This window comes from Burkholderia sp. RS01, from assembly GCF_039748055.1.
In the GTDB taxonomy this organism is placed as follows: domain Bacteria; phylum Actinomycetota; class Actinomycetes; order Actinomycetales; family Micrococcaceae; genus Arthrobacter.
The window spans coordinates 163,029-178,881 of sequence record NZ_JBDLAK010000006.1 but is presented as its reverse complement, the minus strand read 5'-3'; the positions used below and the strand labels follow the sequence as shown (position 1 = coordinate 178,881).

General features: G+C 62.1%; 11 protein-coding genes. 8 read left to right on the top strand and 3 right to left on the bottom strand.

Annotated features, from left to right (window positions below):
- The first annotated feature begins 6 nt into the window (after nucleotides 1-6).
- The 8 genes from rpmH (at nucleotide 7) to ABFP37_RS08005 (ending at nucleotide 5,643) form a co-directional block, all read left to right on the top strand.
- Nucleotides 7-144, top strand: coding sequence for a 50S ribosomal protein L34 (gene rpmH / locus ABFP37_RS08040; protein WP_062008104.1), 138 nt, complete (start codon nucleotides 7-9; stop codon nucleotides 142-144).
- Between the two features lie 40 nt (nucleotides 145-184).
- A complete protein-coding gene (rnpA, locus tag ABFP37_RS08035) occupies nucleotides 185-595 on the top strand; it encodes a ribonuclease P protein component (RefSeq protein ID WP_347033207.1) in 411 nt (136 codons plus the stop codon).
- The gene (gene yidD / locus ABFP37_RS08030; protein ID WP_347033206.1) at nucleotides 525-983 is read left to right on the top strand and encodes a membrane protein insertion efficiency factor YidD; all 459 of its coding nucleotides are present in this window, start codon (nucleotides 525-527) and stop codon (nucleotides 981-983) included. Before rnpA ends, yidD begins: the two co-directional genes overlap by 71 nt.
- A 16-nt stretch (nucleotides 984-999) precedes the next feature.
- Nucleotides 1,000-1,977, top strand: coding sequence for a membrane protein insertase YidC (gene yidC / locus ABFP37_RS08025; protein ID WP_078028425.1), 978 nt, complete (start codon nucleotides 1,000-1,002; stop codon nucleotides 1,975-1,977).
- Nucleotides 1,977-2,540 (top strand): R3H domain-containing nucleic acid-binding protein, encoded by a 564-nt coding sequence (locus tag ABFP37_RS08020; protein WP_078028424.1) that lies wholly within the window; start codon nucleotides 1,977-1,979, stop codon nucleotides 2,538-2,540. The genes yidC and ABFP37_RS08020 overlap by 1 nt, the downstream gene beginning before the upstream one ends.
- A 19-nt stretch (nucleotides 2,541-2,559) precedes the next feature.
- Entirely contained in the window at nucleotides 2,560-3,210 is a 651-nt protein-coding gene (gene rsmG / locus ABFP37_RS08015) for a 16S rRNA (guanine(527)-N(7))-methyltransferase RsmG (RefSeq protein WP_078028423.1), read from the top strand.
- A 173-nt stretch (nucleotides 3,211-3,383) separates the two neighbouring features.
- Complete coding sequence (locus ABFP37_RS08010; protein WP_347033205.1) at nucleotides 3,384-4,349, top strand: ParA family protein; 966 nt, start codon at nucleotides 3,384-3,386, stop codon at nucleotides 4,347-4,349.
- Between the two features lie 169 nt (nucleotides 4,350-4,518).
- Nucleotides 4,519-5,643 carry a ParB/RepB/Spo0J family partition protein gene (locus ABFP37_RS08005; protein WP_347033204.1) on the top strand — a complete coding sequence of 375 codons (1,125 nt, stop codon included), beginning with the start codon at nucleotides 4,519-4,521 and terminating at the stop codon, nucleotides 5,641-5,643.
- Between the two features lie 6,879 nt (nucleotides 5,644-12,522).
- On the opposite strand, the gene trxA is transcribed toward ABFP37_RS08005, so the two are convergent.
- From trxA to ABFP37_RS07990, 3 genes are all read right to left on the bottom strand, one after another.
- Nucleotides 12,523-12,849 carry a thioredoxin gene (gene trxA / locus ABFP37_RS08000; protein WP_078028420.1) on the bottom strand — a complete coding sequence of 109 codons (327 nt, stop codon included), beginning with the start codon at nucleotides 12,847-12,849 and terminating at the stop codon, nucleotides 12,523-12,525.
- A 38-nt stretch (nucleotides 12,850-12,887) separates the two neighbouring features.
- Entirely contained in the window at nucleotides 12,888-13,844 is a 957-nt protein-coding gene (gene trxB / locus ABFP37_RS07995; RefSeq protein ID WP_078028419.1) for a thioredoxin-disulfide reductase, read from the bottom strand.
- 228 nt (nucleotides 13,845-14,072) lie between these two features.
- The gene (locus ABFP37_RS07990) at nucleotides 14,073-15,734 is read right to left on the bottom strand and encodes a hypothetical protein (protein ID WP_347033203.1); all 1,662 of its coding nucleotides are present in this window, start codon (nucleotides 15,732-15,734) and stop codon (nucleotides 14,073-14,075) included.
- Nucleotides 15,735-15,853 lie beyond the last annotated feature (119 nt).

Sequence of the window (15,853 nt, the reverse complement as noted above, 5' to 3'; positions counted from 1 at the left end):
ACTAACGTGAGCAAGCGGACTTTTCAGCCGAATAACCGCCGTCGGGCCAAGAAGCATGGCTTCCGCCTTCGTATGCGCACCCGTGCAGGCCGCGCCATCCTGGCCGCCCGCCGCGGCAAGGGCCGCATCGAACTGTCGGCCTAAATACTGACTCGTCGGTTATCTTTCCTTTGCGAGTTTAACGGTGCTGGCCACCAGGAACCGTCTGAGGACTTCAACCGATTTTTCAACAACTGTACGTTCCGGCGTCCGCAATGGACGCCGGAACGTAGTCTTATATACGGCAACTATCGGGGCCGATGAACCCAGCAGAATCGGGTTCATCGTTTCCAAGGGTGTCGGGAACGCTGTTGCCAGGAACCTCGTTAAGAGGAGACTTAGGGAAGCCGGTGCTGTCTCGCTGCGCGAGTACGGTACCGGGTTCGCTATTGTGGTGCGTGCCCTGCCTGCCTCGGCGACTGCCAGCTGGCAGGAACTGCTGGCGGATTACAACGCTGCCTTGGAAGTAACCATGAGGCGGCTGGGTGGCCGCCATCCAAAGTCGGCTGCATTGCGATCGAACGGAACAACACAGGAAGGGACACAGCGTGCTTGACCTGACTGGCGCCGTCGTCCCCTTCCTTAAGTCCGCTGCAGCGGCTGCCGGCAGATTCGTCTGGAACCTGCCGCGCAATATCCTCATTCTTCTGCTGATGGCCTACCGCAAGGTGATTTCGCCCTTGTACGGGCAGGTCTGCCGCTTCTTTCCTTCGTGCTCGGCCTATGCGCTGGAGGCAATCACGGTTCACGGAGCCGTCAGGGGAAGCTGGCTTGCAGCCAAGCGACTGGTGCGCTGCCACCCTTGGAACGCCGGCGGAGTGGACCATGTCCCCGCCGGCCACCGCGAATGGCCAGACAACCAGACCCCCACAATTGTTGTGCTGAACAACCCGGATAAGTACCTGGCTGCTCGGACTGATGGAGAAGGCCGCCTTGCGGCCTAACGAATAGGGATATCGCATGGACATCTTTGGAACAATCATGGCTCCGTTCAAGTGGCTGGTTTCAGTCATTATGGTCGGCTTCCATGACGGACTGAGCTTCATCGGCTTGCCGGCCGCGAACGGCTGGACATGGACGCTGTCCATCATTGGGCTGGTGTTGGTCATCCGTGCCGCCCTGATCCCCGTGTTCGTCAAGCAGATCAAGGCCCAGCGAGGCATGCAGTTGCTGCAGCCTGACCTGAAGAAACTGCAGGACAAGTACAAGGGCAAGACCGATCAGCTGTCCCGCCAGGCCATGGCGCAGGAACAGATGGCCATGTACAAGAAGCACGGGACCAACCCGTTCTCGGCGTGCCTTCCGATGCTGATCCAGATGCCGTTCTTCTTCGCCCTGTTCCAGGTGCTCTCCGGCATCAGTACGGCCAAGGCCGGCGGCCAGGGCATCGGTGCCATGAGCGTCGAGCAGGTCAGGCAGTTCGACGAGTCCAGCATCTTTGGCGCTCCGCTCTCCGCATCCCTGCTTCACGGCAGCACCGCAGGCGGTGAGGTTGCCGTTTGGATCCTCTCGATCGTGATGATCCTGGCCATGACGGCGTCGCAGTTCATCACGCAGAAGCAGATCATGGCCAAGAACATGTCCGAAGAGGCCATGGCCAGCCCGTTTATGCGCCAGCAGAAGATGATGCTCTACATCCTTCCCCTCGTCTTCGGCGTCGGCGGAATTAACTTCCCCATCGGTGTCCTCATCTACTGGACCACCACCAACCTGTGGACCATGGGCCAGCAGTTCTTTGTCATCCGCCGCATGCCCACGCCGGGATCCCCCGCCGCGAAGGCCCTGGCCGAGCGCCGTGCCGCGAAGGGCCTGCCGGTGCTCCCCATCCTGGGAGGCAAGAAGGCCGACGCCGAGGCTGAGGCCGCTGCCGCCGCTGCGGTTTCGGAAGCCCGCAGCCAGCGCATACAGCCACAACGTAAGAACAGGAAGAAGAAGTAATGTCTGTTGAGAGCTCTGAGCACGCACTTTCCGCTGATGTCAGCGAAGACCAGGACGACGCCACCGAGGCAGTGAACGCCGGTAAGGGTACGTCTGCGAGCCGCCTTGAAGAAGAAGGCGACGTTGCGGCCGACTACCTGGAAGAACTGCTTGATATCGCCGACATCGACGGCGACATTGACATCGAGGTCCGCAACGGACGGACCTACATCTCCATCGTCACCGAGGAAGAATCGGCCGGCCTGGAGAACCTGGTGGGCAAGGATGGCGAAGTACTGGAAGCACTCCAGGAGCTGACACGTCTTTCGGTTCTTTCCGCAACGGAAAACCGGTCACGCCTGGTGCTCGACATCAACGGGTACCGCAAAGAACGCGCGGGCCACCTGCAGAAGATCGCCGAGGATGCCGTGGCGTCCGTCAAGGAAACCGGTGAGGCCGTCGCACTGGAGCCGATGAGCGCCTACGAGCGCAAGATCGTGCACGACGCCGTTGCCGATCTCGGGTTCGTAAGCGAGTCCGAGGGCGAAGGCGCCGGCCGGCACATCGTCGTCTCTGCTGACTGAACAGCCGGCTGGACTACTGATGGTGGAAATTACTGCGGCCGAGCGCCAGGCAGCGGAAAAGATCTTCGGCGATCGCCTTGGCCTGGCCGAGCGGTATGTGGAGCACCTCGCCACGTCGGGAACCGAACGTGGACTCATCGGTCCCCGGGAAGTTCCCCGGCTGTGGGGACGCCACGTCCTGAACTGTGCGGTTATTGAGAGCGAAATTGCGCACGGAAGCCACGTGGCCGACGTCGGCAGCGGAGCCGGCTTGCCGGGCCTTTGCCTGGCCATCGCCCGCCCGGATCTGGAGCTGACCCTCATTGAACCGCTGGAGCGGCGGGTCATCTGGCTGCAGGAGGTCGTTGACGATCTCGGCCTGAGCAATGTTACGGTTATGCGCACCCGGGCCGAACTGGCTGTCGGGATGGTGAAGGCGGACGTTGTGACCGCCCGGGCAGTGTCGGCGCTGAGCAATCTGGCTGGCCTGACTATTCCGCTGTTGGATGGCGACGGTGAAGTCGTAGCCATCAAGGGGCGAAGCGCCGCCGAGGAAATTGAAAAGGCCGCCAAGGTGATCCGCAAGCTTGGCGGTGTGCAGACTTCCGTAGTGACAGTGGGGCAGGATCTGCTGGAGGAACCCACCACCGTCGTTCGAATTGTAGTGAAGAAGACGCGAAAGATCGTCTAGCCAAGGCCCGTTGCCACAGGTCTTGGGGGCGTAGCGGTTAGGCTAGAGAACGGCAGCAAAAGCCGAACGAGAGTGAGTGTGTCCCAGTGACCAGTAGCGAAACCTCCACGCAGCGGATCCCCCCGTTCGTGTCCTTGGGGTCGGCGCGCGCCTTTGGTGTACCCTCGGTCGCTATGGCTTCGAATCACTTGAATTCGGTTGCGGTCCTGAACGCGTCGAAGGTTTCACGTGAAACACCGGCCACCGGCAACGTACTGGACACCTTGGACGACTCAAGCCCCATCGCCCGCGAACTTGCGCATGAGAACAAGCGCCGGGAGAGGCTCCTGGGCCGCAATCTCCCGAAGCCCGAGAAGACCCGCATCTTCACAGTCTCAAACCAAAAAGGTGGCGTGGGTAAGACCACCACCACGGTCAACATCGCAGCCGCACTGGCTGCCGCCGGGCTGAACGTCCTCGTTATCGACATCGACCCGCAGGGAAACGCTTCCACCGCGCTGGGCATCGAACATCATGCTGAAGTCGACAGCATCTACGACGTCCTGATCAATGACATGGCGCTGGAGGACGTCGTGGCTCCGTGCCCCGACATCAGCAACCTCATTTGTGCTCCTGCCACTATTCACTTGGCAGGCGCCGAAATCGAACTGGTGTCCCTCGTGGCCAGGGAGCAGCGACTCCGCCGAGCCATCGACGTTTACGCCAAGTCCCGCCAGAAAAAGGGCGAAGAACGCCTGGACTACATTTTCATCGACTGCCCGCCGAGCCTTGGCCTGCTGACGGTGAACGCATTCTGTGCTGCGGGCGAGGTCCTAATCCCCATTCAGTGCGAATATTATGCGCTGGAAGGCCTCAGCCAATTGCTGAAGAACATCGAGATGATCCAGAAGCATTTGAATGCTGATCTTGAAGTTTCCACCATTCTGCTGACCATGTATGACGGCCGGACCAACCTGGCCGCGCAGGTGGCCGCGGAGGTCCGCCAACATTTCCCGGACCAGGTGCTGGGTGCCGTTGTCCCGCGCTCTGTGCGCATTTCCGAGGCACCCAGCTATCAGCAGACGGTCATGACGTACGATCCATCCTCCAGCGGCGCCCTTTCCTATCTGGAAGCCGCAGCGGAAATCGCTGAGCGCTAGAATTTTCCAAACACTGCAACAGCCGGAGCCAGGCATAGCCGGGCTCTTCCAATGGAGGGATTTATCCATGAGCGATAAGCGACGCGGGCTCGGTCGCGGTCTTGGCGCACTCATACCAAGTTCCGCCTCCACCAACGCTGCGGGTAGCGGAACAGCGCCGTCACGCCCCGTGGACCTTTTCTTTCCGGAAGCGCGCAAGTCTGCGCCCGCAGAGGCTGATACCGCTGTTGAACCCTCGACCACCACGCCCGGCCGCTCTTCCGAATCCAAGGGTTCTGCAGCTGCCGGCACCGGAGAGACGACCGAGAAGACCGTGGACAAGCGGCGACCGGCTGCTTCCGCCTCGAAGTCCGAGCCTGCTGCGGCGACCCCGGTGAAGCCCAAGGGTGATGTGTCCGCCGAGGATGGTGCCGGATCGGAAGATGCTCCAGTAGGGGGCCTGCGTGCGGCCGGCAACGACGTCGAACTTGTTGAGGTCCCGGGTGTCCGGTTTGCCGAAATCCCCGTTGGTGATATCCACCCCAACCGTAAACAGCCCCGTACCGTCTTCGATGAGGACGATATGGCAGAGCTGGTTCACTCAGTTCGGGAAATAGGCGTTCTCCAGCCAATTGTGGTGCGTACCTCAACCGAAAAAGGTGGCGAACCTTATGAACTCGTCATGGGCGAGCGCCGCTGGCGGGCGGTTCAGGCCGCAGGCTTGGATACGATTCCCGCAATCGTCCGTGACACCACTGATGACGACCTGCTTCGCGACGCACTCCTGGAAAACCTGCACCGCAGTCAGCTCAACCCGCTCGAAGAGGCCGCTGCCTACCAGCAGCTCCTCGAGGACTTCGGCACAACTCATGAGCAGCTCGCTGACCGCATCGGCCGCTCGCGCCCGCAGGTGTCGAACACGCTCCGCCTGCTCAAGCTGCCACCGCTGGTACAGCGCCGTGTGGCCGCCAACATCCTCTCCGCAGGTCACGCTCGGGCACTGCTGTCATTGCCGGACGCGGCAGCCATGGAACGCCTTGCACAGAAGATTGTGGCCGAGGGCATGTCCGTGCGAGCCACAGAGGAAGCGGTGACCCTCCATCGTGAGCCTGCCGCACCGGCGAAGAACAACATTCCCCGCCCCGGTGCGCGCCACGAACGCCTGGATTATCTCGCTTCCTCACTTTCCGATCGTCTTGATACAAACGTGAAGATTTCGTTGGGCGCGCGAAAAGGTCGCGTTAGCATCGAGTTCGCCAGCGTGGAAGATCTGAACCGAATCATGGATGTGTTGGCCCCTGGGGCCGAGAACTAGGAATTCCGCACTACCGAGGGCCCGTTTCACGTGAAACGGGCCCTTTCCTTTTGCCCAGAGTGTTCCGAACTGGCCACTGCCTGGTGGAACTGTTGCTCGCTGGCGGGGCCGAGTCGGTCGATCAAGGTCGCGGCCTCTCCGTGACTGCGCAGCCAGGCAACTGATCGCATTTGTCGCCGCCATACCGTCGCGTGCCGCGGTCTTTACCGGTGCAGCGGTCGCCGCGTGCCGCGGTCTTTGCCGGTGCAGGCTGGCACCTTTGATGCGTTCCATTTCAAAGTTGCGGGAAGTGTTTCGGTGGACAGCATTTCCAAAGAATAACCAGCGCGTCTGAGTTTACGGGGTGAGCGGATGCATACGACGCCGCTACCAGGCAGGCCGTCGCCTGGTTCGTGCACGGCGCTGAGGTGCCCAAATGGGCTGCAGGGCCAATTTTTCTGTCTTCGTTGGTGCCCGAATCTGTCACTCTCTGCGTATCCAAGGCCGTTCAGCGGGCGTCCGAAACCTTACGGATCGACACAACCGCAGTCTGATCCGCACCCGATTGCCCTTCTAGTTCGGGGGCTAGGCACCTATCAGCCGCGCCGCAAAGTGCTGGCGGTCCTCCGAGTCGCCGGGACTGGTCTTCCACTTGCGGCTTTCCGAGCATGTTGGGGCTGCCCAGCGCATTTCGTACTCCGGTTAGCCTCGAAATGCCGCCACACTGCGCCTCGCGGGTGCAACGCGCATCGGTCCACGTAGTCGCGACGTGGCCCTCTGTGCTTCCGCCGGCGAGGGCATAGAGGCTCTCGTGGCTGCTTACCTTGGGCGCAGACAGTGTCTACCAGCCGCGATCGTCTTCGGGGTGCGGGCCGGCTATACAGGACGTCCGGACCGGCCTCGGGAGCGGCGTGGCCGCTGGATTCCTCTGTTCGGGGCGTCGTTTGCTGCGGAGAGGCGTAATCCATGTGGCTCCCCCAGGTTGTTTCACGTGAAACGGTCCTATCCGGGTCCGAAATTCGGGCGTCCCAACTTCGTGCCAGGTAGCACCGGATCACATCGGCCCTCGCGGGCGATCGGCTGTTCGACTCCGAAACGAACACAAAGTTTGCACCCTTCCCTCCAGGGAAGGAACGCTATCAGCGGTCTACACACGATGCTGGCGACGATCGCACGTCTATGTGGAGGCGTCGGAACGGCGGAAATGCTCATGGTCGGGCCGTCTGGTTCGCGAGAGACCTCCACCGTGTCTACAGGGTGGTGGATCGCGGTGCCGTGCGTCCCCGCCAGCGAACGACAGTCAGGAAGATGGCCGGGCATACACGCCAACGGACGGGGCGCCCTCGGGCCGCCATGCCTGCCTTCGGACTGCTATCGGGGGTGCAGCAGCGTCTGCTCCCGTCTCCCAGTCGTCCAGCGCTCTGGCGGACAAGACTCTCAACCCTGCGGACACTTGGACGTACGAGATTGCTGCAGGAAGTCTTTCGGCTACGGAACGCCGTGAGTGCTCCAGCTTGCCGTCGCAGGATCGCAGGATTGCCACAAGTCATGGGACTGCACCATCGCCAGCCGGGTGCGCTCCGTGCCGGCCGCATAGGCGCGATTCGAACCAGGACGATCTTGCTGGCAGTCCTGGAAAACCGGCAGGCCGTGAATCATCGTAAATGAACCTTCCGGTCTATGGCGTGGGGACGGTGGCCTCCATTGCGCTGATAGTCTCCGAGGACGCCTGTCGCGACAGTCCCGGCTTCGATGCCGCGGGAGTTGTTGCGCGATTGAAGGATCCTGTCGCCGGCCCAGAGGACTAGGAGCAGGATACTGCCCGTCGAACATGGAGAGTCCCCTGGGCGCTGAGCTCGACCGGCGGGGCGCGGCCAAAGCTGCCAACGGCGGGACGCTCAGACGGAGACCTACGGATCGACGCCCCTATATCCACGGCGCGCATCACCGAGTTCGCACTCCCCGGCACGTGCGGCTGTTCACGGCTCTGTCCTCTGCCCGCGTGGCATACTGGGCCGCTGGCCGTCCTTGGAACCCCTCACCCGTATCAGAGGGGCCGTGTGAGTGCGGAGCGGCCACGAGGGACCGGCGGCAAAGGTTTCACGTGAAACCCTAGTAGCCGGATGGCCGCTCTGGTCATGCCAAGCCCGATGCATCTGTAGTTCCCTCGGCGGTAGAGCACGACGGTCATCAGGGATCTTCAACCAGCGCACGTCGGCTCTCGCTTCCCGCAAGGGCAGTGGCTTCCCCGCCCTGGATACCGACGTTTCACGTGAAACGTCCGTGCGGCCGACGCGGGCGTACCGAGAGGACTGGACGGGTCAGGCGACTACGTAGACCGACCACACCACTCGGCGCTAGTCCACAGACTCGTTGTCGGTGCGTTCACTCCCCTGCCTCTTGACGTCGTGAGTATTGGTTCATATTTGATCTCATGATCGTCATAGCGACATGTGGTGGCAACGCGCTCTGTCTGAAGGTGTCCATCATGGGGTTTATCGTGGAGTCCAGGAGTCCAGGAGTCCAGGAGTCCAGGAGTCCAGGAATCCAGGAATTGCGGAATCCAGCTCCCGCCTCTCGGTGCGGGTCAGTTGATCGGTGTCGGGACCCGGTCTTGCAGCCATGCCGCTTTCCTCCCAGATGATCGTGTTGGGTGGGTCATCCAGGAATGACGGTGTTTGCGTAGAGGCAGCATACGAACCGAAAACTTGCCGCGATGTGCGACCCCCCGTTCGGAACTGACCAGAGACGGGCCTCGCCAGGGGTCTAGCAGCGACGTCGAGAGGACCGTATAGGCTGTTGGGCCAGTGGATATTGCGGTGGATATCACAGTGGATAAACTTGTGGATAACTCTGTTGGTAACGAGCCCCGCCCGGCTCGCCCAGATGGTTAGACAATTGAGCAGGCTGGCGCACCGCCGAGTTCGGGTTAGGTGCCCTTTCCCGGTGTCGGCTTCGTGTTTCACGTGAAACAGGCAGGCCGCGAAATATCGAGACTGGAGACTTGCAAGATATTGAGAAATACGGCGCGAGTTTAAGCGGAATCAGTTTATTTTCTTGGTACCAGGCGAGGCGGCGGATCGGAACAGGAAAGCGGTTCCCACGCCAGTCCCGGAACGGGGCCTTCGGGTGTCCCACCCCGGCGCCGTATCAGTTTCACTTTCCGGCGCCGACGTGACAGAATGCGCGCCAGAGACGATTGTGGAAAAGCCTGTGGATACAGCTGTGGATAAGACTGTGAATAATGTCATGCTGCGCCTGTGGGAAAGTTCACGACTCAGGCGTGCAGCGGGAGGCTCAGCGGTCGCCGACTACTGACTTGATCCTGTCAGTTGATGCTGCCCGCACGAGTGCATCCATCGCGAAGCCGCAAACGCACAACCGAAGATCCCGAGTGCGGAGCCGTTTCCCGTGGCGACGCCGCCGTTCGTGACGGAATCCCATGCAGGCGAATACACATGTTCTGGTCGCTATGCTCCAGTCGCGAATGCTGGCTTGTCGCCGCGTAGCGGTAGAGCAAATCCGCGATGACCGTGGTCCCTCGCGCGCTGATTGGTGGAAAGGGCAGTGGATCTCCCAGGCAGTGTTGAGGCCACTGGGCACGAGTGCGTGTGGGGCTGGGCCTGTGACCTGCGAAGGACACCAATGTATGGACTGGGGCATGGACTGGGGCATGGACTGACGCCGACTATGATGCGACTGCTGAACCGGCTGACTCGTGAGCAGCTTAGCGCCGATGCCTCCTCGGATGCTGACGGGCTGCATCAATGTGGAACCCGGCAGAGAAGCGACTGGGTGGACAGCAGCGGGCAGCGGGCGGCGGGCAACAGGCAGTGGGCGGGGCGTTATGTGGAGGTACGCCGGTTCGTGCCTCAGTTGTCGATGGTTGGGTGCGTCAGAGAAGACTTCCGGCCGACGGGTGGGTCTCTTTCGGTGATGTGTCCTTGATGCGCCGAGGACGGCCCGGTTAGTAGGCGCGCCGAAGACCAAGCCCCGTTCACGAGCCCGAAGAGGCATCGGCAGGCCCGCACCGGAACTATTCGACACTGTCCGCGGAGACCAGAGCCCCTAGGACTCCGTTCGGGGGCACGACGCCGCCGTCCGGGTATGTACCTAGGCCTCCTGGCTTCTCTCAAGGCAGAGCTGGCAGATGGCCGGTTGGCATGTCGCCTCCGCGCTTCGTTCCGCTTCTTGTAGTGGGCCTGGTTCTTGTGTGGCACTGCGAGTGGCAGCTAATTCCGGGATGGTGGAAATCGGCCCCTTGTGCGGCAGCGCCTATTGGTGGCAGCCGCATCTACCGGCGAGGGCCGCCCGTGCGCTGGTCGGTGCACCATGCCCGGTGCCCCACCTGGCTGCAATAGCCGCCCGGCGCCTCCTAGGAGATGCTCCTAGGAGGTGGCAGCCTCCAGCTGTGAGGCCGACACCCCAACGATATGGGCCACGCCGATGGGACAGTACGGTGGCGGTCAATCGTGGTGTTCCGGTACATATGCACCCGCGCGACATGGAGTGGCTGGTGTCTTGGCTAGGCGAGCGGCTCGACGTAGGGGCATGGACTTGGAGAGCCCAATTGCGGAGCCGCTGCCGACTGAGCCAGTGACGCGCTCAGTTTCCAGATGATATGGCGTTGCCCCCGATGCAACCGCACGCAACGGTGGATGTAGCCCATACACTGGAGCCGCTTGTCTCATGCCTCAGCGCAGGTGCTGGCACTCCGCCTTAGACGCTGATGTGGTCCACGAGGATCGCCACACGATCACGGTTTCACGTGAAACAGCGACTGATCGCGACCGAGGTTTTGGCCAGCTGATCCATGAGTACCGTACCGACGGGAAATCATCGACTCCGGCACCCGACGCACCGCCGGGCCACCGTTGGGGAATTAGCATGTTTCACGTGAAACAACGCGTGCCTTGTGGTGTTGCCTAACTGCCAGACTGCTGGCCCTTGGGGTCCTGTGGTGGCTCTCGCATCGCCACTTCGTATATGCGGCTCACGAATGAAGCCTCGTCGTAGCACCTTGGCCAGCTCCTGGGAGGACCATGGTGTCTCAGAAGATGATGGGTGGTCCGGTGATCTTTTCGGCTGGAATGGCCAGCTCGTTTGCAGAATCTGCTTCTGAACTGTCGCCGACGTGGAGGTGACTCCGTGAGGGACGCTCCGGCTCCCACGCGAACTGTTTGTACCGTTGCGGGTACGAAGCGGCCGGACTAGCAAATGGATATCCACCAGCGGGTCGAGAGCGTTGAGTCCTCCTTGCAGTCCCTTCAGTTTTGCCCTCTGAGTGGCTACCGGAAGCGGACCTTGGCCTGGCCAGTTCGCCCACTCGGCGTGCCGGATGACCGCCCGCCCAAGGAGCGGAAGTCCCGGCCTCTCCAGCTGCTTCTGAAGGAAAGTAAGGAGAAATGTCTAGGCAGGAAGCCCGGCGATTGATTTAACGTTGGCCACCTAGGCTCCCGAATCCGGTCCACTGGGACCTGGTAGCGGCCTCAAATGTGCTGGTCGACGGGATAGGCGTCCCTGATGGTTGTCCAATCATCTGAAACGAGTTGTATGTCATTGGTTTCCGGATTTGTTCCCGTAGACCGCGGGTCCGCTCGATGGGGGCGGCATTTTCCCGCGAGCCGCTCCCGCGCGGACCGTGCGTTTCTCCCGACTTGTGGGTTCCTCTGTTGCCGGCGCGTTCCCAATGCCAGGACCCCATTGTTGGCGTGCCTACCTGCGGGAGGAGGGGCGACGGCTGATGTGGGATCCCGGGATTCGGAAGGGCGGGTGGTCAAAGGGAGGGGACGCCGCCGAACTGGTGTGGCCCGCATTCACTGGCTGCGGGCTCGCATGGTCGTTGCCGGTTTAAGGAGATGCCCGGTTCAGGGAATCGGGCATCTTCGTTGGTAGTCGCGCAGGAGGCCGGCATGTTTCACGTGAAACATGGATTCGAGAACCGCTAACTCCGCCGGACGGCCGAACCGCGCAGGAGCTCAAAAACTACGACGCGCTCGTACGAAGTGCTGATGTTTTCGGACCTCACAATCGGTCGCTCGACGGTGGCGTGCCATGCTCGCAGATCCGGGCGATGTGCAGCCATGGCCGGTGAGAACGCCGTGGAGGAAGCTGTGCAGGAATATGCAGAGAACGTGGGGTAGTGCCTGGGGATGTCGGTGGAGCCTCTGGGGCGGCAGAGTGGAGACTCGGCACTCCGCCCGATCCTGCGCATAATTCAGCCGGCGGCGACCAGCATGGTGCTCTTTGGCACTTTCTTAGGTTAGAGTATCGAATCGCCGCCCTGGGTACGAACCACTTTGATAGGGACGAGGGACCGGCGTGCGATGTTTCACGTGAAACGAACTGCACCCACCACTGCAACCTGTGTAGGTACTCATGCATTGACGGCTATGCACGTCGGAGGCCATGAAGCCAGCCATCCCAGCCGTACCGCTGGCCAACGCTAGTGGCAGCGGACGTCTGAAGTCTATCCTGCGAAAATATAGACGATGCACAACGGATAATCGTTGCACTTGAGGGTGGATTGGGCACAAGAGAGCCGACCCGGCCCACGGGCTTACGACCGTGCGGTGCGGCAGCTGTCCGCAGAAGAAGAACGCAGCCGACAGCACCCCAACCGCAGTCCGAGCAAAGCCTGTACTGGCAGGAGATTAGTCCAAGGAAGGCCGGACACGTGGAAGGCCTCGATCGAATGACGCCCAGTGAAAATCCGCACGCCCCGAGAAAATGTGCCGGCCCCGTGACAAGTCACCGCCTGGGTCCACTTCCCCGGTTCAAACAAAAGTGGCCACCACTCCCCTGGAGTGGTGGCCACCGGTCCGTCTCCGTCTCAGCTGCCTGTCTCAGCGTCAGCCGAGCAGCGCCGTCGGCTATCCCGTTAGAGAAGTACGATGCTGTCTAGGACAGGACGTCCGCGAATTCCTTTTCGAAGAACTGCTTCGGCTTGGCGCCGATGACCGTGCTCTTCACTTGGCCGCCCTGGAACAGGTACACGGCCGGGATGGACGTGATGCCGTACTCTGCAGCGATGGCGGGGTTGTCGTCGACGTTGACCTTGACGACATTGACCTTTTCGCCATACTCCACGGAGATCTCATCCAGGATGGGGCCAAGCTTGCGGCACGGGCCGCACCATTCGGCCCAGAAATCCACGATTACCGGCTTGTCGGCGGCCAGCACGTCCGTGCTGAAGCTTGCGTCTGTTACGTCTTTTGCGTTGCTCATAACCCTTGTCTCTCTCTTCGAACGGTGGTCAGCGCCGGTCAGGCGTGAAGGTCAGCGAGGTAGTGTTCGACGTCGATCGCGGCGACACAACCTGAACCGGAAGCTGTGATGGCCTGGCGATAGGTCGGGTCCACGACGTCCCCGGCAGCGAAGACACCCTTGACGCTGGTCCGGGAGCTGCGGCCCTCAACCGCAATGGTCCCGGCGGCGGTCATTTCGAGGGTGTCCTTGACCAGTTCGGTGCGGGGGTCGTTTCCGATGGCGACGAAAACGCCGGTGACGGCCAGCTCAGATTCGGAGCCGTCGATCAGGTTCTTCAGCTTCAGGCCGGTGACCTTATCTCCGCCCAGAACGTCCTCAACCGCCGTGTTCCAGACGAAGTTGATCTTCTCGTGAGCCTGGGCGCGGTCGCCCATGATCTTGGAAGCCTTCAACGTATCCCGCCGGTGAACGACAGTGACGGACTTGGCAAATTTCGTGAGGAACAGCGCCTCCTCCATGGCAGAGTCGCCGCCGCCGATGACGGCGATGTCCTGGTCCTTGAAAAAGAAACCGTCGCAGGTTGCGCACCAGCTTACGCCGTGGCCCGACAGGCGCTTCTCGTTCGCCAGACCGAGCTCGCGATACGCCGAACCGGTGGACAGAATGATGGCGCGTGCCCGGAAGGTCTCCCCCGTGGCGATGGTGACCGTCTTGATGTCGCCGTCGAGCTCCAGGGCCGTGACGTCCTCAAACTGGATTTCCGTCCCGAAGCGGGCGGCCTGCTTTTCGAAGTTCTCCATCAGGTCCGGACCCATGATGCCTTCGGGGAAACCGGGATAGTTCTCGACGTCCGTGGTATTCATCAGCTCGCCGCCGGCCGTGACGGAACCGGCCAGAAGCAGCGGCTTCAGGTTCGCGCGTGCCGTGTACACGGCGGCGGTGTAGCCTGCCGGACCCGAGCCGACGATGATGACATCACGTACTTCTGAGGCGCTGTTTTCTGCGTTGCTCACTGAACGGTGAACCTCTTCCTTAGTCGATCCGCCAGCCTTGCGGCCGGCCACATGGCACAACTGCTTGGCGGTGCCGAATATTCCAGACGTGGTGGAGGGCCGGTGAAGACGCATTGCCTGCACGCACACACCATCACAGGACGTCCCCCAAGGTTACCGTCTCGGAGAGAGCCAAGGCCTTCCTGTTACACGAACAGCGAGGGGCGGGTGCCAGGCCTACCGAAATGCCTACTGGACCTTGATTTCGGCAAGCCGGAGGCCGTACCCGTATCGGGTCTTGGGTGCGGCGAGCTTGGGCAGGGTCTTGATGGTCACGATCACGTACTGCGCAGTGACCGGTTCAGCCAGCGGCATGGTGAGATCGGGCGAGGTGAAGCTGTTGGAGCCCACCTGCTTGGCGCCGTCGAGGGACGGGCGGTCGTTGGTGAACACGCTGATGCTTCCGCCGGACGCACCCAACTGGTTCAACGTAATGGAGGAGACCTTAGAGGGACTCTTCAGCTTGACCACGAGGGGAACACCGTCCGGAGCCAGGCCGCCCCAATCCTCCGTGGCGAACTCCATGTCCGACCAGTAGCTCGCTGCGTTGCCGTCGAAAACCTTCTTGAGATCGGCGTCGTACGTCGAGGCGAAGTCGAAGCTGCCCTGGCGGGTGATGCCCTCAATGGACGGCGGCCCAGCTGCCGGAGCAGTGCTCGGGGTCGGTGACCCGGTGCCGGACTGCGCAGCCGACGACGGCGGCACGGTTGATCCTGCCGTCGCTTCCGGTTGCGGCGCGGACTTGAAGAGGCTGCCAAGGTTGGTCACGGCAAAGATGAGTCCAACGATCAGGACCGCTGCCAGCAGTCCCCCGACAAGCCAGCGCATGGAACGGGGTTCGCGCTGCGGTTCGTCGTCGTCATCGTCGTAGTCATAGCCCGCCGCAGCGGGCACACTGCTGGTCCTTGCCACGGCGGGGAAATTTCCCGCCCGCCTGTCCGTTTCAGTTTCGACGGGTTCGTCGTCGGAGTGCTGGTCCTCGGGGGCGTAGTCGTAGTCGTCGTTGGACCACAGGGACACCTTGGGGGCGTCCTGGCCCGTTTCCGAACCGACGCCGTCGCGTGAGCCGGATGCCGCTTCCGGGGAGCGATTGGTCTCGCGCTGCAGCAATGCCTGTTCCACGTTCTCACGCTGAACGGGCTGCGGAGCAGTGTTCTCGGCGGAACCGGGCTGCTGCCGTCCCTGCCCGGCAGCGGCCGCGCCAGCCGCCGCTGCGGCGACGCCTGCAGCGGCTCCGGCAGCAGGAGTCGCGGACGGGCGGGCCGGCGGAAGAGGAGGCACGACGGGGGCTTTGCGCACGGGCGCAGTGGGAGCCTGGGCCCCTGTTCCGTGTTCAGCTGTGCCCGCGGCGGTGCGGCCGGCTGCCGGGCTGGGCACACCGCCGCGATGCTGTTCAGCCTGCCGGGGCTGGTTGTCCCCGTAGTTGATGTAGCCGGCGTCGATCTCTTCGTCGTCGTCGTACGTTTCCGGTTCGTGCGAGCGGGCTTGGCCGAAGATCTCGCTGCCGAGGGTGTCCGTGAAGAACGGTTCAACGTATGGCGGGTTGGAGGAAACCACCAGGTCCAGCAGGTCCGCAGCGGACGTGTGATTGGTGATGAGGTAGGTGGTGGCGTCGCTCACGCCGAGGTCGAGGATCTGCACGCTCCCGGGACGCTCGCCGGTGGCCACTTCACGGGCGCTCTGGGCTACCTGATCCGCATTGTGCGGGCCGGCCACCAGAATGCTGACCGGGCGGTTCAGCACCTGGTCGACACCGTCCAGCACCAGATCCTGGTCATGCGAGGTCAGTACTGTGGCCGTGACCTTGTAGCGGCCGCCAAGTACTGATCCGACATCGATCGGGTGGGACACGTGTTCCTCCTAGGCTGTCCGGGAATTGCGCGGGCCCGGCGAATTCTCGCCGTGGGAAAACCTCCAGCAAGCCGGCTGACCCCTGACCTGCAACTACCCTTGTTCTGTTCCGATCCTAG

Excerpts from the sequence above, each read along its gene's own strand:
- yidC (WP_078028425.1), top strand. The coding sequence starts at position 1,000 with ATGGACATCTTTGGAACAATCATGGCTCCGTTCAAGTGGCTGGTTTCA.
- rsmG (WP_078028423.1), top strand. The coding sequence starts at position 2,560 with ATGGTGGAAATTACTGCGGCCGAGCGCCAGGCAGCGGAAAAGATCTTC.
- ABFP37_RS08020 (WP_078028424.1), top strand. The coding sequence starts at position 1,977 with ATGTCTGTTGAGAGCTCTGAGCACGCACTTTCCGCTGATGTCAGCGAA.
- trxA (WP_078028420.1), bottom strand. The coding sequence starts at position 12,849 with ATGAGCAACGCAAAAGACGTAACAGACGCAAGCTTCAGCACGGACGTG.
- ABFP37_RS08010 (WP_347033205.1), top strand. The coding sequence starts at position 3,384 with ATGGCTTCGAATCACTTGAATTCGGTTGCGGTCCTGAACGCGTCGAAG.